16 protein-coding genes are annotated in these 16,502 nt (G+C 73.0%); 11 read left to right on the forward strand and 5 right to left on the reverse strand.

Annotated features, from left to right (window positions below; translation table 11 throughout):
- Positions 1 to 38: 38 nt before the first annotated feature.
- Together HW837_RS23950 and HW837_RS23955 are read left to right on the forward strand one after the other, a co-directional pair.
- Positions 39 to 398 carry a metal ABC transporter ATPase gene (locus HW837_RS23950; protein WP_045555479.1) on the forward strand — a complete coding sequence of 120 codons (360 nt, stop codon included), beginning with the start codon at positions 39 to 41 and terminating at the stop codon, positions 396 to 398.
- Positions 395 to 1,330: an anti-sigma factor RsbA family regulatory protein gene (locus HW837_RS23955; protein ID WP_045555478.1), complete on the forward strand. Its 936-nt coding sequence runs from the start codon at positions 395 to 397 to the stop codon at positions 1,328 to 1,330. Before HW837_RS23950 ends, HW837_RS23955 begins: the two co-directional genes overlap by 4 nt.
- A gap of 31 nt (positions 1,331 to 1,361) precedes the next feature.
- Here the strand turns inward: HW837_RS23955 and HW837_RS23960 are convergent, their stop codons facing one another.
- Complete coding sequence (locus HW837_RS23960) at positions 1,362 to 2,114, reverse strand: DUF4232 domain-containing protein (protein WP_045555477.1); 753 nt, start codon at positions 2,112 to 2,114, stop codon at positions 1,362 to 1,364.
- Positions 2,115 to 2,388: 274 nt separating this feature from the next.
- Here HW837_RS23960 and HW837_RS23965 point away from each other — a divergent pair, with 274 nt between their 5' ends.
- From HW837_RS23965 to HW837_RS23985, 5 genes are all read left to right on the forward strand, one after another.
- Positions 2,389 to 2,805, forward strand: coding sequence for a hypothetical protein (locus tag HW837_RS23965; protein WP_234442405.1), 417 nt, complete (start codon positions 2,389 to 2,391; stop codon positions 2,803 to 2,805).
- Positions 2,806 to 2,873: 68 nt separating this feature from the next.
- Positions 2,874 to 3,389, forward strand: a complete 516-nt coding sequence (locus tag HW837_RS23970; protein WP_045555476.1) for a hypothetical protein — start codon at positions 2,874 to 2,876, stop codon at positions 3,387 to 3,389.
- The gene (locus HW837_RS23975; RefSeq protein WP_045555475.1) at positions 3,386 to 4,555 is read left to right on the forward strand and encodes a hypothetical protein; all 1,170 of its coding nucleotides are present in this window, start codon (positions 3,386 to 3,388) and stop codon (positions 4,553 to 4,555) included. The genes HW837_RS23970 and HW837_RS23975 overlap by 4 nt, the downstream gene beginning before the upstream one ends.
- Positions 4,556 to 4,726: 171 nt before the next feature.
- Positions 4,727 to 6,358 (forward strand): transposase, encoded by a 1,632-nt coding sequence (locus tag HW837_RS23980; RefSeq protein ID WP_193380247.1) that lies wholly within the window; start codon positions 4,727 to 4,729, stop codon positions 6,356 to 6,358.
- A gap of 105 nt (positions 6,359 to 6,463) precedes the next feature.
- A complete protein-coding gene (locus HW837_RS23985; RefSeq protein ID WP_045555473.1) occupies positions 6,464 to 7,663 on the forward strand; it encodes a cysteine desulfurase-like protein in 1,200 nt (399 codons plus the stop codon).
- A 55-nt stretch (positions 7,664 to 7,718) separates the two neighbouring features.
- On the opposite strand, the gene HW837_RS23990 is transcribed toward HW837_RS23985, so the two are convergent.
- Positions 7,719 to 8,162, reverse strand: coding sequence for a hypothetical protein (locus HW837_RS23990; protein WP_045555472.1), 444 nt, complete (start codon positions 8,160 to 8,162; stop codon positions 7,719 to 7,721).
- A gap of 380 nt (positions 8,163 to 8,542) precedes the next feature.
- Here HW837_RS23990 and HW837_RS48820 point away from each other — a divergent pair, with 380 nt between their 5' ends.
- The 3 genes from HW837_RS48820 to HW837_RS24005 all read left to right on the forward strand — a co-directional run bounded on the left by HW837_RS48820 (position 8,543) and on the right by HW837_RS24005 (position 11,961).
- Entirely contained in the window at positions 8,543 to 9,745 is a 1,203-nt protein-coding gene (locus tag HW837_RS48820) for a tryptophan dimethylallyltransferase family protein (protein ID WP_193380249.1), read from the forward strand.
- 50 nt (positions 9,746 to 9,795) lie between these two features.
- Positions 9,796 to 11,235: a tryptophanase gene (locus tag HW837_RS48130; protein ID WP_093789092.1), complete on the forward strand. Its 1,440-nt coding sequence runs from the start codon at positions 9,796 to 9,798 to the stop codon at positions 11,233 to 11,235.
- Between the two features lie 96 nt (positions 11,236 to 11,331).
- Positions 11,332 to 11,961, forward strand: coding sequence for a class I SAM-dependent methyltransferase (locus tag HW837_RS24005; protein WP_045555831.1), 630 nt, complete (start codon positions 11,332 to 11,334; stop codon positions 11,959 to 11,961).
- 40 nt (positions 11,962 to 12,001) lie between these two features.
- Here the strand turns inward: HW837_RS24005 and HW837_RS24010 are convergent, their stop codons facing one another.
- The 3 genes from HW837_RS24010 to HW837_RS24020 form a co-directional block, all read right to left on the reverse strand.
- Positions 12,002 to 13,444 (reverse strand): FG-GAP and VCBS repeat-containing protein, encoded by a 1,443-nt coding sequence (locus HW837_RS24010; protein ID WP_196789154.1) that lies wholly within the window; start codon positions 13,442 to 13,444, stop codon positions 12,002 to 12,004.
- A gap of 111 nt (positions 13,445 to 13,555) precedes the next feature.
- On the reverse strand, positions 13,556 to 14,722 hold the full coding sequence (locus tag HW837_RS24015) for an NAD(P)/FAD-dependent oxidoreductase (RefSeq protein ID WP_193380250.1): 1,167 nt from the start codon (positions 14,720 to 14,722) through the stop codon (positions 13,556 to 13,558).
- A 35-nt stretch (positions 14,723 to 14,757) separates the two neighbouring features.
- Complete coding sequence (locus HW837_RS24020) at positions 14,758 to 15,471, reverse strand: GntR family transcriptional regulator (protein WP_193380251.1); 714 nt, start codon at positions 15,469 to 15,471, stop codon at positions 14,758 to 14,760.
- Between the two features lie 123 nt (positions 15,472 to 15,594).
- Here HW837_RS24020 and HW837_RS24025 point away from each other — a divergent pair, with 123 nt between their 5' ends.
- Positions 15,595 to 16,494: an aminoglycoside phosphotransferase family protein gene (locus HW837_RS24025; RefSeq protein WP_093789096.1), complete on the forward strand. Its 900-nt coding sequence runs from the start codon at positions 15,595 to 15,597 to the stop codon at positions 16,492 to 16,494.
- The last annotated feature ends 8 nt before the right edge of the window (positions 16,495 to 16,502 follow it).

Genomic DNA, 16,502 nt, shown 5'->3' on the forward strand with positions numbered 1-16,502 from the left:
GCGTCGTACAGCGGCACATGGGGGCAGGGGGAGCGAACATGGACACCTCCCACGACGTGCACGGGCCGAGGTCGGCACGGTCGCACGGGGACACCGCGCTGGAGATCCGCTCTCTGCCGGGCCGCCCGGGAATCCGAGCCGCTGGAGAGATCAACGTGATCACCCGCTCCTTCTGGGAACACGCACTGGAGGATCTGGCGAACGCCCACACGGACGTCTCCTTCGTGGAGCTGGCCGATCTGATGTCCATCGACGTGGGCGGCGCCACGGCGCTGGCGGTCACGGCGCAGCGACTGGGGACGGGCCGGATCGTCGTGGACCGTCCTCCGCCGGAGCTGGAGCGGATCCTGGACATGTTCTGGCCCGGCCTGACGACGATCGAGGTGGCGGGCCGATGAGTACGGCCACGAGCAGTGAACACGAACCCTTCGTGCACCCCGCGCTGTTCTACCGGGGGAGCGAGCAGTACACCGCGGGCACCGTGCCGTTCCTCCGGGCGGGACTGTCCGCCGGCGAGGCGATCGCGGTCGCCGTCCCCGGCCCCAACCTGGAGCTGATCAGGGACGCGCTCGGAGCGAGCGCAGACGAGGTCGAGTTCCTCGACATGACCAGGGTCGGCCGCAACCCCGGGCGGATCATCCCCGGGGTGCTGCGGGCCTTCGCCGACGCCCACCCCGGTGGCCGGGTGAGGATCATCGGCGAACCGATCTGGGCCGACCGCTCGGCCGTGGAGTACCCGGCGTGCGTCCAGCACGAGGCCCTGATCAACGCGGCCTTCCAGGGCCGGGACGTGACGATCCTGTGCCCGTACGACGCCGACGCCCTCGCCCCGGAGACGCTCGACGACGCCTACGCCACCCATCCCGTCGTCATCGACGCGGGGGTCGAACTGGCCAGCGACAGCTACGATCCCGAGCGCGTGGTCGCCCGCTACAACCAGCCGCTCAGCCATCCGCCCGGTGCCGCTTCCCTCACGTTCGACGCGGACGCGCTCCCGTCGGCCCGCTCCTTCGCGGTCGAGGAAGCGCGGCAACTGGGCCTGACCGGGGCCCGGTCGCAGGATCTGACGCTGGCGGTGGCGGAGCTGACCACCAACAGCGTGGTGCACGGCGGCGGATCGGGCACCCTGCGCGTCTGGGCCGAGGGCCCGCAGGTCGTCTGCGAGGTCCACGACCGGGGCCGGCTGACCGACCCCCTGGCCGGCCGCCGGCCCCCGGCGCGCGACCAGCTGGGCGGGCGCGGTCTGATGCTCGTCCACTACGTCGCCGACCTGGTGCGCGTACACACCACCGAGGCCGGCACCACCATCCGCTTCTATCTGGACCTCTGACCGCGCCGCCGGGACGGCGCCCCGGGCGAGGTCAGTAGGACAGCGCGTCCTCGGCCGTTCCGAGGAAGCTGGTGACCGTGCCGTCGTTGACCGTGACTGGGCCGTTGGTGATCGTCACCGTCGTCGGGCTCTCGGCGGCCGTGAGCGCGATTTCGACCTGGCCGGCGGTCTTGCCGCCCTCGGTGCCGGGGCCCGCGAACAGGATCCCCGCGTACGCTCTCTCGCCGGGGTTCAGGAGCCAGTCGTCGACGGTGGGTCCGCGGTGCTCCGCGGCGCCGTCCAGGTCCGGAATCGTGATCACCAGGTCGTTCGCCGACAGCAGGCAGGGGTCGCCGGTGTTGTTGGTCGCGGTCAGCAGGGCGTGGCTGGCGGGGCTCGACGCGACGGTGACGTTGTAGGTCAGGTCGGTGGTCTCGCACATGCCCACGCCACCGTCCTGGTCGTCGTCGGCCCCGGACTCCTTCGACCCGGACTTGTCGGTCCCGGACTTGTCCGACCCGGACCCGCCCGACCCGGCCTTCGACGGCGGGGTGCCGCCGCCACCGCCGGAGGAGCCGCCACTGCCACCGCCCGTGCCACCGTCGTCCTCCGGGGAGGCCGTCGCGTCCGCGCCCTTGTCCGACCCCGACCCCTTGTCCGCACCCTTGCCGGGCGCGCTCGCCGACGTGCTCGGGGCAGCCGCGGCCTTGTCCGAGCCCCCCTCGCACGCGGTCAGGGCCACGATGCCGAGCGAACAGGCGGCGAGTGCGGCGGTGATACGGCGCGAACGAGCTGTGTGAGCCATGAGGAACCCCCCGAAAGTGTGAATGTCCGGTGATCGTGCCTCATGGGAGCGGTTTCACCACCCGCTCGCACCGAGAGGGAACCGTCCACGGACAGCACTGTGACACTGTGACGTGGACATCGTCGGTCCCGACCCGTGCACGGCGGTGTCGACCCGGCCCCCGGCGTGACGGGTTTTGGCCGGCCTGATCCTTTCTGAGTACGCGTACTCAGGTCCGGTGACGATCACACCGGCAGACTGTGGCCGTTCAGGACAGTCGACAGGGGGAGTACGCGTGAACCGAACGAGAGAAGCCCTGGCCGTGACAGCGCTGACGGCGTGTGTGCTGGCGGGCTCGGGCATGGGGCCCGCCGCCGCGGCCGGCGATCCCCTGCTGCCCCACCCCGGCCCCGAGGGCCTGGTGTGGGTGGAGGAGCAGACCGGTGACGGCGGTGTGGCGTCGGGCGGTGCCTGGGACAGGCTGCCCACCGTCCTCACGGTGGCCTGCGAGGGCGGCGGAGAGGTGCGGGTGACGATGCGCTCGCAGGAGACGGAGGTCGCCGCGTTCTCCGTCGACTGTCCGGCGGGCACCGCCGGGATCGGCTCCGTGACCATGGACGCCGGTGTGGTGCGGATGGGCTCCTTCACCGTCGGGGTCGACGCCTCGTCGGAGACGATCCGCTGGGCACTGACGGTGACCCAGCCGGAATAGCGGGCCGGAGAGCTCCATCTCCCCGTCCCCGTGCTCCTGTTGCGGCTTCGACACCGCATGATGGGCACATGGACGATCACGAACTCCCCGCGGCGGTGGACCCGGCGGCGCTGCTCGCGCTGTCCCGGGACCATCACGGACGCACCGTACGGCCCCTGGGCACGAGGGAGGCCGGCGGTCATCTGGTCAAGGTGTACGTGCTGGAGGCGCCGGGCCGCGGAGTCACGGAACAGGACACCGCCGAGGCCCTGCGGATCGCGGCGGCGCACCTCGAACTCGGCCGTGTCCGCGGGTCGCTGGGGCTCGCCGCCCTGATCGTGCACGCGGGCGGCGACGGCGACTACGTCCTGGTCCACACCTGGATCGAGGGCCACATGTCCGACCTGGCGGTCTACGTCGGTCCGGCCGGGCGGCCCGACCGGCTCCGCCCGGGACGCGCGGGTCTCGCCCCCTGCGTCTGGGAGGCCGCCGTCATCGCCCACGAACGGGATGCCTTCTCCCGGCACGTTCTCGACGGCACCGCGCCGCTCGCCGACCGGCTGAACGCCTGGCAGGACGACACCCTGACGGGCAGCCTCCGGTGACCGGCGTCCCGGCGCGGCGCAAGGGCCGCGCGTGGCGGGCGGCGGTCGGTCCGGTCGCCCTGGCCGTCGCGGCCGCGATGCTGAGCGGCTGCGGCGCGGAGGGCGGCGACGACAGTGCCTCCGGCGACCGTGAGGCGCGGTACAGGCGCGTCATCGAGGATCCCCACCCGAGCCCCGCCGACGTGATCGAGGCGGCCGGGGCTCCTTCCGGCGTGGTGGGCGCGGACGACGGCTCGCTGCTGCTGACGTACGACGCCACCAACGTCGAGGACGACGAGGGCCCGGCCGCGACCGCCTGGCGCATCGTCGGACCCGACGGCCGCACGGTCGCCGAGCACGCGGAACACGCCGACGCCGAGGACGTGCGACCCGCGTTCCGGGGGGTGAGCGGCGGCTTCGTACAGGTGCCGGGGGACCGGGGGGCGTTCCTCCTCGACGTCCGGGGCGAGCGGCACGACGTCACCGTCACCGACACGCCGTCGCGGCCCCGCTCCGGCGACGTCCTGCTCTCCGAGCGGGAGCCGGCCCTCGTCTACCGCCCTGCCACACGCACCGCGGCACCTCCGGCCGGACTGCCGGAGGAGGCCGTCGACTTCGCCGTGGACGAGCGGGGCACGGTCTGGAGCGTGGAACAGGCGCTGTCCGGGGAGCCGTACCGCGTCGTGTGGCAGCGTGACGGCCGCACCCTCGGCTCCGAGCCCGTGCCGAAGGCGTACGGAGCCGCCGACCTCGCCGCGCGGGGCGACACCGCGGCCGTCGCCCTGGACCTGGACGAGGGCGTGCGCGGCCTGCTGGTCACGTCGGACGGCGGCGCGCACTGGCGCACCGTCCTCGCGGGCGGCATCCCCTGGAAAGAGCTGACGGGACTGTTCGTCCTGGAGGTACTCGCGGACGGACGGCTGCTCGTCGGCGAGGAGGGCGGCCGTTACTGGCTCGCGGACGACCCCGCCAACAGCGCCTTCCACGAACTGACGACCCCGGCGACGTTCACGTCGTTCACCGTCGGGGGCACCACCCTCTACGGCATCGTGGACGCGACGACGGCGACGTACGACCTGGTGCGGGACGAGGGGCTGTGGATCTCCGACGACGGCGGACGTGCATGGCGGCGCGCCGCGGGGTTTGGAACTGCTGGCGTTGGAGTGCGTTCAAGAGTGTTCTGGTGAGCGGGGGTGAGTGTGGATGACCTGGGTGTCGGGCCGCGCTCCTGGCTTGTGATGCCGGTTTTCGGCGACGAACTGACGTTCTCTCATCGAATGCGTGACCTTCATGGGTGGTGCTCGTTTCTCAGGGCGACGGGTTATTGGAGTCGAGTCGAGTCGGGCGGGGGTGGCGGGGTGGGTGAGGTGCGGAGCATCGCGGCGCCGTTCGTCACGTCCGGCCCGTCCGGTGTGGCCGTGCGGACCCGCCTCAAGCAGTTGACGCCGGGCGATGAGAAGGTGCTGCGTCTGGTGGGCGGGCATCTGGGGTCGCTGGCTTCGAAGGACCTCAAGGCGCGCTGCCGGGACGGCCTGGAGCACTCCGGGAAGGCGTGGGCGGTCCGCAAGCGGGAGCTGACACCCGCCTCGTCATCACGCTGGGCGGGCAGCATCACCAAGGCCACGCACGACCAGTGGGCACTGGCCCGCCGCTGCCAGTCGGCGCACATCCAGAACCTGGAAGCCGGCATCCGCACCATCGAAACCCGGCTGTCCCTGCCGGTCGGGCAGAAGGGGACGCGGAAGGCGCCGGGAGGTTACCGGTCGCGGCGGGAGTGGCACGCGAAGGCGCGGCGACTGCGGGTGCTGCAGGACCGGCTGATCGCCGCGCGGGCCGACCGCGAGGCCGGGATCGTGCACGTGGTGCGCGGTGGTAAGCGGCTGGCCCGTGCCCGTCACCACCTGGAGGCGGCCGGGCTGACGGAGTCCGCGTGGCGTGTGCGGTGGGAGGCGGAGCGCTGGTTCTGCCAGGCCGACGGGGAGTCCGGCAAGCGCCACGGCAACGAGACCATCCGCGTCAGCCCCGACGGCGAGGTGAGCATCAAACTGCCCACGCCGCTCGTGTATCTGGCGAACGCCCCGCACGGACGGTACGTCCTCACCGGCCAGATCGCGTTCGCGCACCGGGGCGGTGACTGGGCGGACCGCGTCGAAGCCGACCGGGCGATCGCCTACCGCATCCATCTGGATACGGGCCGGGGCCGCTGGTATGTGACCGCGTCCTGGCAGATCCCGCCCACTCCGACCGTTCCGATCGAGGCGGCGCTCGCGCACGGGGTGATCGGCGTCGACATGAACGCCGACCACCTCGCCGCCTGGCACCTGGACACCCACGGCAACCCCACCGGCAGCCCGCGCCGCTTCTCCTACGACCTGACCGGCACCGCCCAGCATCGTGACGCGCAGGTCCGCCACGCCCTCACCCGTCTCCTGCACTGGGCCCGCACCTGTGGCGTGACGGCGATCGCGGTCGAGGACCTGGACTTCACCGCCGAGAAGACCCGGGAGAAACACGGCCGCCGCACACGCTTCCGCCGGCTGATCTCCGGCATGCCCACCGGCCGGCTTCGCGCCCGGCTGGCCTCGATGGCCGACGCCACGGGGATCGCCGTCATCGCGGTCGACCCGGCCTACACCAGCCGCTGGGGTGCCCAGCACTGGCAGAAGCCCCTCACCACGACAACCCGTAAGACGACTCGCCACGAGGCTGCCGCCGTGGCGATCGGAAGGCGCGCCCAGCAGCACCCGGTCCGGCGACGGACGGCACCGCCCCCACACGACCGGAGTGATCGTGCGGGGCATCGGACCGTCCAGGCCCGACCATGCGTTGCCGGGCGTGAGGAAACCCGCCCCCGCATTCCCGGACCACGGACACGATCCGTGCCGCCCGGACGTGGAGCGAACGCGGGCAACCAGAACGCCCAACACCGTCCGGGGCGTTCGACTGAGCATGGGTTCTGGCAACAGGACTCACTCCCGCTCAGTCTGTAGGAACGGTAGAGGCACCGCGACACCGGGCGGTCCAGCCCCCACCGAAGGCGCCAGGCGCCCGCACCGAGAGAGCCGGGCACCCTCTACCGAGAGAAAGCCGAGGCCATGGCCATCGACCTGACCGCCCTGCGGGCCCACTTCCCGTCCCTCGACACCGGGCTCGCCTTCTTCGACGGTCCGGGCGGGACCCAGACACCCCGCCCGGTCGCCGACGCCGTCGCCGCGACCCTGACCGGCCCCCTGTCGAACCGGGGGACCGTCAGCCCCTCCGAGGCCAACGCCGAGCGCGCCGTCGCGGAGTTCCGCTCCGCCTACGCCGACCTCCTGCACGTGCCCGCCGAGGGCGTCGTCCACGGGCGCAGCGCCACGCAGTTGACGTACGACTTCTCCCGCCACCTGGCCAAGAGCTGGCACCCGGGCGACGAGATCGTCCTCAGCCGCCTCGACCACGACGCCAACGTCCGCCCCTGGATCCAGGCCGCCGAACGGGCCGGGGTCACGGTCCGCTGGATCGGGATCGACCCGAGGACCACGGAGCTCGACCTCGACTCCTACGAGCGGGCCCTGACGCCCCGGACCCGGCTCGTCGCGGTCACGGCGGCCTCGAACGTGCTGGGCACCAAGCCGCCCGTCCGGCACATCGCCGACCGCGCGCACGACGTCGGCGCCCTGCTGTACGTGGACGGTGTCCACTACGCCGCGCACCACCTCGTGGACGTCCCCGCCCTCGGGGCCGACCTGTTCGTATGCTCGCCGTACAAGTTCCTCGGGCCGCACTGCGCGGTCCTCGCGGCGGCACCCGAGCTGCTCGAAACCCTGCGACCGGACAAGCTCCTGCCGTCCCCCGACACGGTGCCGGAGCGCTTCGAGTTCGGCACCCTGCCGTACGAGATCCTGGCGGGCGCCACCGCCGCCGTCGACTTCCTCGCAGCGCTGGACCCGGGCACGGGCAGCTCACGCCGGGAGCGCCTCACCCGTTCCCTGGACTCCCTGCACGCGCACGAACTGACGCTGCGCGCACGGATGCTGGCAGGGCTGGAGGATCTGGGCGACGCCGTCACCCTGCACTCGAAGGCCCCCGACCGCACGGCGACCCTCCTGATGACCCTCGAAGGACGCGACGCCCGCGAGGCCCAGGCGCATCTGGCCGCGCGCGGCGTGGTGGCACCGGCCGGATCGTTCTACGCCTACGAGCCCTTCACCGCGCTCGGACTCGACGCCCCCGCCCTGCGCGCGGGCCTCGCCCCCTACAACACCACCGACGACGTGGACCGCTTCCTGAGCGGGCTCGCCGCCTTCCTCTGACCGCGCGATCCGGGCCGACCGCCCGGCGCGCCGCCCGCGAGGGGACGAGCCCGTGTCACTGGGCGTCCACGCTCGTCCTGAGCATGGACGCCGTGCTCCTCAGGTGCCGCAGACCGTCGCCCGTGATCTCCATGACGCCCTGTGAGGCCAGGGCGTCGTCCTGCGCGTCCACCCCCGCGACGCAGTCCGGGATGCCGCGCTTGAAACTCGCGAGGGCGTCCGCCCAGGTCTCCTGGATGTCGTCGTCCGGGATGGACTCGAACTCCTCGGCCTCGGCGACATGCTTCCGCAGGCTCTCGCAGGCCTCCCCCAGGACCACGCTCGGCGACATCCTCGCCCGGTTGACGTCGGACACGTCGTCGACGAGGTTCTGTATCCGGGTCTCGCCGCCGGCGCCCCACCACTCCGCGGGATCCTCCGAGGTCGAGCCGCACCCGGTGAGCAGCACCGCCGCGGCGGACAGGCCGGTGATCGTGAGGACACGGGCACCCGCACGCATGTGGTCTCCCTGGTTCGTCGAGGCGATGGCGGGTCCAGTCTGTTCGGCGCGCGCACCGGGCGCGTCCGTGAAACTACGGCAATCCGCCTACGTAGTCTCGAACTGGTCGACGACGACGAGGAGTTCGCCGGCCGGATGCGGCGAGCCGGCCAGGATCCGGCGTGCGAGGCCTTCCCCCAGTGGCACCTGAGACGCATCTCCCCCTGCGCCGTTCGGGATTGTTCACCATGCGTTTGTTCAGCGCCGGCCCGCCGACCGTGAACAACGCGGGACGGCTACAAACGGTGCGTCGGCTCCCGCACCGGCCCCGTACCGAGAAGCCCGGTCCAGCCCGCGGAGCGGCTCGCCACCACACCACCGCTCCAGCTCCAGGAGGACACATGAACGCCTACACACGGCACCGCGCCCCCGGGCCGGGCGGAAGCGCGGCGACCCCGCCCCCGCTCGCGGCCCCCGACCCGTCCGAGAGGACCGAGCACCGCCACGCCCCGGACCTCCTGGGGCACTACGTCGCCGGTCAGCTGGGACGGCTGTGCGAGGTCGTCGGCATCGACGCGCGGCAGCGGACCACGCACCAGCGGGTGCTGTCCGAACTGCTGGGCCCGGCCGCCGCGCTGCCCATGGGCGGCCCGCCGCCGTCGCCCTCCTTCGTCTCGGACGACCACTCGCCGGTGGAGTTCTCCCTGACCTTCCCGGCCGGCGCCGCCCCCGTCCTGCGGGTGCTGGTCGACCCGGGCTCCGCCGCCCGGTCGCTGCGGGACAACGCCCGCACGTCATGGGCGGCGGTGGGACGACTGGCGGCCCAAGAGGGGTTCGGGCCGGACGAACTGGCCCGCCTGAGCGACCTCTTCCTCCCACCGGCGCCCCACGGGCCGCTGACCCTGTGGTGCGCCCTCGAACTCCGCCCGGCCGCACCCCCGGGCGTCAAGCTGTACCTGAACCCGGGCGCCCGGGGCGCCGAGCGCGGCATGGAGACCGTCACCGAGGCCATGTCGAGGCTCGGCCACGCCCGGGCCTTCGAACCCGTCCGGCGCCACGTGGCCGCCCGCTCGCCGGAGCGGGCCGGGTTCATGTTCTTCGCCCTGGACGTGGGCCCGTGGACCGAGCCGCGCGTGAAGGTCTACGTCGTCCACCCCGGCGCCACGGCCGCCGACGCGGCCGACGCCGTCCGTCCGGTGCCCGGAGCCTGCCCGGAACGGGTCGCGGACCTGTGCCGCCTCGTCGCCGGGGAGGGCCCCTACGACCGGCTCCCGCTCGTCTCCTGCTACTCGTTCACCGGCGCGGACACCCACCACCCGACCGGCCACGCCCTGCACGTCCCCGTCCGGGCCTACGTCCGCGACGACCGGGTGGCCCGCGACCGTGCCGTACGGCTCCTGCGGCAGTACGGCGTGGGAGCCGAGCCGCTCGACCGGGCCCTCGCCGCGCTCACCGCCCGCCCCCTGACCGCCGGCGTCGGCCTCATCTCCTATCTGAGCCTGGTCCAGGCCGGTCGGCAGGCACCCCGGATCACCACCTACTTCTCCTCCGAGGCCTACCGCGTCCTCCCCCCACGGCAGGACACCGCACCGCGGAGCGGCTGAGCACCGACCCACCCATCCGTTCCGGCGCACATCCGAAGGGAAGACCGACCGTGGAACCGTACCGAATCAAGGTCGTCGAGCCGATCCCCGTCACCACCCGCGCACAGCGTCAGGCCGCCCTCGTCCGCGTCCACTACAACCTCTTCGACCTGCGGGCCGACGAGGTGACCGTCGACCTGCTCACCGACTCGGGCACCGGCGCCCTGTCCGCCGCCCAGCTCTCCGCAGCCATGGACGGCGACGAGTCCTACGCGGGCTCCCGCTCCTTCCACCGCTTCCACGACACCGTCCGGGAACTCACCGGATACCCGCACATCCTGCCGGTGCACCAGGGCCGCGCGGCCGAACGTCTCCTGACCTCCACGCTCCTCGGGCCCGGCAAAATCTTCCTGAGCAACACGCACTTCGACACCCTGAGGGCCAACGTCGCGCTGGCCGGGGGAGAGGCGTGGGACCTGCCCTGCCCCGAGGCCGCGGACCTGGACAGCCCCGAGCCGTTCAAGGGAAACATCGACACCACCCGCCTCAAGGCCGTCCTGGAAGGACCCGACGGTGGCCGCGTCGCCGCGGTGATCATGACGCTCACCAACAACGGCGGCGGGGGCCAGCCGGTGTCCATGGCCAACCTGAGCCTGACCTCCGCGCTCTGCCGTGAGCACGGCGTGCCCCTGATCCTGGACGCGGCGCGCTTCGCGGAGAACGCCTGGCTGGTCACGCGGCGCGAGCCCGGCCACCGCGACCGCAGCCCCCGCCAGGTCGCCGAGGAGGCCTTCCGGCTCGCCGACGGCTGCACGATGAGCGCGAAGAAGGACGGCATCGCCCACATCGGCGGCTTCCTGGGCCTCCACGACAGCGAACTGGCCCGGCGCTGCGAGTTGCTGCTCATCGCCACCGAGGGATTCCCGACCTACGGCGGACTGGCGGGCCGCGACCTGGACATGGTCGCCCAGGGGCTGCGCGAGGTCACCGATCCGGGGTATCTCCGCGCCCGGGCCGAGGACACCGCCTATCTGGCGGACGCCGTGCGGTCGGCCGGCGTCGACATCGTCGAGCCGCCCGGGCTGCACGCGCTCTACCTCAACGCCGGCCGTCTGCTGCCGCACATCCCGCCGCACCGGTTCCCCGGCCAGGCGCTGGCCTGCCAGCTGTACCTGGAGGGCGGGATCCGGTCCGTGGAACTCGGCTCCCTGTACCTGGGCACCGAGAACGAGGACGGCACCCCCCTCACCAGCGCCCCGTACGAACTGCTGCGGCTGGCCGTCCCCCGCAGGACCTACACCCGCGGCCACTTCGACCACATCGGCCGGACGCTGGCCCGCACGGTCCAGGGCGCCCACCTCGTCCCCGGCCTCCGCATCACCGAACAGCCCGCCTTCCTGCGCCAGTTCCGCTCCAAACTCGCGCCGGTCCGTGTTGCCGGACCGGGTGACGGCGAGGTCGTCGGCCTTCCCCGCCGCGGCGTCGACGCGGCGAGGAGCCAAGGGGGTTGAGGTTCCACCGGGGCCTCCACCGTTAAGATCCAGTCGGCTCGGGAGCGGCACCGGGGCCGTGTCCGCAGGGTGGGCTGACCGGAGGGTGTGCTGAACATGACCGGAGATCGGGACCGCTGGGCCGAGCTGACCGGCGGGCAGGCCGGGGAGGAGTACGCCCGGCGGTTCGCGCGACTCGCCGCGTCGGGCCAGGACGTCCACGGCGAGGCCCACTTCTGCGCGGCGCTGCTCGCGCGGCCCGCCGCCCGTGTGCTCGACGCCGGCTGCGGCACCGGCCGGATCGCGATCCGGCTCGCCGAACTGGGGCACTCCTGCACCGGAGTGGACATCGACCCCTCGATGCTCGCCGTCGCCCGCCGGGAGGCCCCCGCGCAGGAGTGGCTCCTCGGCGACCTGGCCCGGCTGGACACCCTCGGCCTCGAACCGGGCTACGACCTGACGATCGCCGCCGGGAACGTCATCCCGCTGCTCGCCCCCGGCACCGAGGCGGCGGTCGTCCGGCAGCTGGCCGCCGTACTGCGCCCCGGCGGGCTCCTGGTCACCGGCATGGGCCTGGACGCGGCCCATCTGCCGCTGCCGGAACCGACGGTGACCCTCACGGAGTTCGACCACTGGTGCGGCCAGGCCGGACTGACGCTGCGTCAGCGCTACTCCACCTGGAGCGGCGACCCCTACGAGGACGGTTGTGGCTACGCCGTCAGCGTGCACGCCCGCCCCGCCGCCTGAGCGGCCGGGGCGGGGCGCCGGCACGGGGTGCGGGGCAGCCTCAGCGGGCGAAGACGCTCGCGAACTTCCGGCCCGCCACCACCGGGTATCCGAAGTCCGTCGCGTTGAAGGACGTCGCCGATGTGGTCGTCAGGCCGGAGGCCGAGCCCCGCAGCACCCATCCCGCGCCGTCGTCGTAGCCGTTCGGCACGACGTCCTCGCCGTACGCGCCGATCGCGAGGTCGGCCTTGCCGTTGCCGTTGATGTCGCGCAGGCGCAGGGAGGAGCCGAAGTGGTCGCCGACCTCCGCGGCACCGGGCACGCCCGCCGTGGCCTGGTGGAAGGACTGGGCGCCGGTGGTGGTCAGGCCGCCCGAACCGCCCTTGAGCAGCACGACGTCGCCCACGGTGCGCTTGCCGTCGACGCCCTCACCGGGGGCGCCGATCGCGAGGTCGGCGCGGCCGTCCCCGGTCACGTCGCCCAGGGCGAGCGCGGAACCGAACGCGTCGTAGGCCTCGTCGGTGCCGGGAACCCCGGGACTGTCCTGCTGGTACGTGCGGCCCTTGAGCGGCAGACCGGACGCCGACCCGTACCGCACCGTGAACGCACCGCCCTTGCCGCCCGCGGAGTCGGCGACGACCAGGTCCTCGTAGCCGTCGCCGTCGATGTCGCCCGTCGCGACCGCCGACGACCACCATGCCGCCGAGCCGGTCGTGCCGTCGTCGCTCAGGACCGTGTGCCCGGAGCCGATGTCGCCGGGACCGCCGCGCAGCACACCGATGTAGCCGGGGGCCGGGGTGCCGTCGGGCTCGGTCCGGCTCCCGTGCAGGACGTACTCGAAGCCGTTGCCGCCGTCCTTGGAGGAGAAGTGGCCGGCCACGATGCCGTCGAGGCGGACACCGTCCGGCAGGAAGTCGACCTCGGGGGCGATCGCGCCGTCCTGTGTGGGCCCGCCGTCGCCGTACCACCAGAAGGTGTCGACGCCGACGACGGCGAGCTGCGCGGTGCCGTCCCCGTCGAGGTCGGCGAAGGCCGCGCCCTCGCCGAAGCCGGCCGCCTCGGCGCTCGGGGCGGTGAGGGCGATCCCGCCGGAGGTGAACGGCTTGGCGCCGCCCCACACGATCGTCACCGACCCGCGCGGCTTACCGGTGACCTCCTCGCCGGGCGCGCCGACGATCAGGTCGGCGTAGCCGTCGTGGTCGACGTCGCCGCTGGTGATGTTCTCCCCGAACTTGTCCACGCTCTCCGCGGTGCCGGGCACGCCGGGGGTGTTCTGGGTGACGTTCACGAAGCGGGTCCGGCTGACGCCGGAGGCGGAGCCGAAGAGGACGGTGACCGTGCCCCCGCTCGCCTTGGGGGTGCCGATGGCGAGATCGCGGTAGCCGTCGCCGTTGAAGTCGTCCGCGAGACCGGAGGGCGCCGCGCCGGCCGAGGGGGCGCCGAGCCCGGTGACGGCCAGGGCGAGGGCGGCGGCCGTGGCCACCGGCAAGGTACGTGCGCGCAACGCGATGCTCCTGTCTGATGATCCGACGCCCGTACGACCCTCCGCGTGCACAAAGGGTTGTACGCGGAGGGAAGGCGGGGTGAACGGGGATCGGCTGCCCGGCGCGGCCGGCTACTGCTCGCCCAGCCCCACGGCCCGTTGGTCCACCTCGAACTCCGAGCGAGGCAGGTCCCTGAACCGGGTGGGGCGGAAGGAGCCGAGAAGGCTCTGTTCCTGACCGGTGGTGAGCTCGGCCGCGACCAGGCGCCCCAGGATCGGTGCCAGGGTGACGCCGCTGTGCGTGACGAGGCAGTAGACGCGGGACCGCGCGGAGGCGTAGCCGGCGACGGTGTGGCCGTCCGCGGGCAGCGACCGGATCCCGACCCGCAGCTCGATCTCCGGTTCCCCGCGGGGGCCGGGCAGCAGTGCGGAGAACCGCCGGGTGAGCGTGCGCGCGATGTCCCCGTCGACGGCCGGAGGGTCCGCCGGATCGACGTCGGCGTTCAGGTCGAGGGCCTGGAGGACCGTATGCCCGTCGGCGCCGGGGCGGAGGTTGAGGCCCGGGCTGTGGACCACGCAGCGCAGGTCGAGGGCGGGGGACGAGGCGTAGCCGAGGAGGCCGACGGTCTGCGCTCCACGACCGGTGTCGGTCACCATGGGAACGTCGATCCCGGCCCGCACGGCGAGCCGCTGACTCCAGCGGCCGGCCGCCAGGACCACACGATCCCCCGTATGGACCTGGCCCCCGACGAGGGTGACGGCGACTCCGTCCGGCCCGTCGTCGACGGCCTCGACCTCGCCGATCCGGTACGTGGCCCCGTGCCGGAGGGCGTCGGCGAGCAGGTTCCGCACGAAGAGCTCCGGCAGCACGTACCCCTCGCTCGGGAAGTGTGCGATGGACGTGACGGTCGCCGGGACGCGCAGCTCGCCCGCCGTCCGCGTGGCCTCGGAGGCCGTGACCCAGTGCACGGGGTAGCCGAGGGACCGCAGGCGTGCCACGTTGTCGGCGAGCCGCTGCTCGTTCGCCGCGTCCGCCCAGTGCAGTGCCCCGCTCGGGAAGTAGGACCGCGCACCGGGCAACCGCTCGGCGAGCCTGGCGTGCTCGTCCATGCCGGCGAGGTTCAGCCGGTGGTAGGCCGGGTCGGGCTTCCGGCTGGAGTTGGTCCAGGCGAAGGTGGTCGCGCTCGTGCCGGTGCCCGCTCCCCGCCGGTCGAGGAGCAGCACGTCCTGGCCGGCCACGGCGAGGTGCCTCGCCACGCTCACGCCCAGTACACCGGCACCGATGATGATGACCTTCATGGTTCACGCATCCCCTTTCCGGAGGCGACTGGTGCTCACACGGCCGGGACCGGCAGCTCCAGGAAGAACTCGGCGGTCCCCGGCCGGACGAGGGTCGTGACGACCTCGACGGTGCTCGCGTCCTCGGTACGCAACTCCCTGCGCCTCATCAGCGCCGGGGTCCCGGCCTCGCTGTGCAGCAGGGCGGCGTCCTCCTCGCCGAGGACCACCGGGTCGAGGTAGAGCCGGATCGTGTCGACGGGTACGCCCCTGCTCCGCAGGTACGGGAGGGTGACGAGGTCCTCCAGGTTCTGGTCCAGCAGGTCGGGGGCGGCCGCGAACAGCACGACGTGCCGCTCGATCGACTGCGGCTCCTCGCGCACGTTCAGCTTGCGCCGGACCAGTTCCACCACGGCCGTGTCGGCGCCGGCGCCGGGGAGGGCCAGGACCGCGTCGACGGCCCTGACGATCCGCGCGGAGACGACCTCGTGCCGGCCCGGTGTGCCCTTGGCGGCCGTCGCGGGGGTGACGAAGGTGAGCAGATCGATCTGCCGCGTCACATCCGCGACGAACGTGCCGTGACGCCGCCGGCGGATCGCCAGGCCCGCCTGCGCCAGGTCGTTGAGGACGCGCTGCGCCGTGGCACGACTGACGCCGTGCTCGACGGAGAGATCCTTCTCCGTCGGCAACCGGGTGCCGGGAGGCAGTTCCCCGGTCCGGATCCTCGCCTCGATCTGTCGTCTGATCCGTACGTACAGCGGCGCGGCCAACCGACCAGTCCGTTCTGTGCGTCCGCCGACCGGCGGTTACCGTTTCCTCGTCCCTAAGACCGTACAAGACGTCAATTGACCGGTCAATTGAGAGAGTTGAAGGATCTCGTACTGTGACGCCGCATGACCGAAGGCGAGATCGAGATCACCGCGGACCTCGTCCGCGAGCTGGTGCGGGAGCAGCATCCGGACCTCGCGGGGCTGGCCGTCCGCGAGGTGGCGGGCGGCTGGGGCAACCAGATGTGGCGGCTCGGGGACGAGTTGGCCGTACGCATGCAGCGCATGGACCCCACCCCGGAACACCAGCTCAAGGAGCGCCGATGGCTGCCCCTCCTGGCCCCGCGCCTGCCGCTCCCGGTGCCGACCCCGGTGCGCGCCGGTGAGCCGTCCGCGCGCTTTCCCAAGCACTGGACCGTGATGACCTGGGTGCCGGGCGAGCCGTTGGACCACGGCTCGATCAGCCGCGGTGATCACGCGGCCGACACGCTGGCGGGCTTCCTCAGGGCACTCCATGTGGAGGCGCCCGCCGACGCGCCGGCGGGTTCGGACCGCGGCGGTCACCCCAAGGAGTGCGGGGACGGCTTCGAGAGGTTCTTCCGCGCCGTCGACCCCGGCGACCTCGCCGCCGACGTCCGGGCCGTCTGGGACGACGCCGTGGCCGCCCCCGAGTGGGAGGGCCCGCGGGTGTGGGTCCACGGTGACCTGCACCCCGCGAACGTGGTCGTCTCGGACGGGACGCTGACGGGCGTGGTCGACTTCGGCGACATGTTCGCCGGCGATCCGGCATGGGATCTCGCCGCCGCCTGGGTCCTCCTTCCCGCAGGCGCCGCGGCACGCTTCTTCGACGCGTACGCGCGCGCGGACGAGGCCACCGTCCGCCGCGCCCGCGGGCTCGCCGCCATGAAGTGCCTGTTCCTGATGCTCATGGGCCAGAACGGCGACCGGGGCCTGCCCGGCGGCAAGCCGGCCTGGGGGCCCGCGGGCCGGGCAGGACTCGAACGGGTCACCGCCGACCGGCACTAGCTGTATTG

The organism is Streptomyces caniscabiei, from assembly GCF_014930365.1.
Lineage (GTDB): Bacteria > Actinomycetota > Actinomycetes > Streptomycetales > Streptomycetaceae > Streptomyces > Streptomyces caniscabiei.

What these genes read in the sequence shown, in the direction of transcription:
- HW837_RS24005 (WP_045555831.1), top strand. Translation starts at nt 11,332, where the DNA reads ATGACCGGAGATCGGGACCGCTGGGCCGAGCTGACCGGCGGGCAGGCC.
- HW837_RS23970 (WP_045555476.1), top strand. Translation starts at nt 2,874, where the DNA reads ATGGACGATCACGAACTCCCCGCGGCGGTGGACCCGGCGGCGCTGCTC.
- HW837_RS23960 (WP_045555477.1), bottom strand. Translation starts at nt 2,114, where the DNA reads ATGGCTCACACAGCTCGTTCGCGCCGTATCACCGCCGCACTCGCCGCC.
- HW837_RS24025 (WP_093789096.1), top strand. Translation starts at nt 15,595, where the DNA reads ATGACCGAAGGCGAGATCGAGATCACCGCGGACCTCGTCCGCGAGCTG.
- HW837_RS23985 (WP_045555473.1), top strand. Translation starts at nt 6,464, where the DNA reads ATGGCCATCGACCTGACCGCCCTGCGGGCCCACTTCCCGTCCCTCGAC.
- HW837_RS23950 (WP_045555479.1), top strand. Translation starts at nt 39, where the DNA reads ATGGACACCTCCCACGACGTGCACGGGCCGAGGTCGGCACGGTCGCAC.
- HW837_RS24015 (WP_193380250.1), bottom strand. Translation starts at nt 14,722, where the DNA reads ATGAAGGTCATCATCATCGGTGCCGGTGTACTGGGCGTGAGCGTGGCG.
- HW837_RS23955 (WP_045555478.1), top strand. Translation starts at nt 395, where the DNA reads ATGAGTACGGCCACGAGCAGTGAACACGAACCCTTCGTGCACCCCGCG.
- HW837_RS48820 (WP_193380249.1), top strand. Translation starts at nt 8,543, where the DNA reads ATGAACGCCTACACACGGCACCGCGCCCCCGGGCCGGGCGGAAGCGCG.
- HW837_RS23990 (WP_045555472.1), bottom strand. Translation starts at nt 8,162, where the DNA reads ATGCGTGCGGGTGCCCGTGTCCTCACGATCACCGGCCTGTCCGCCGCG.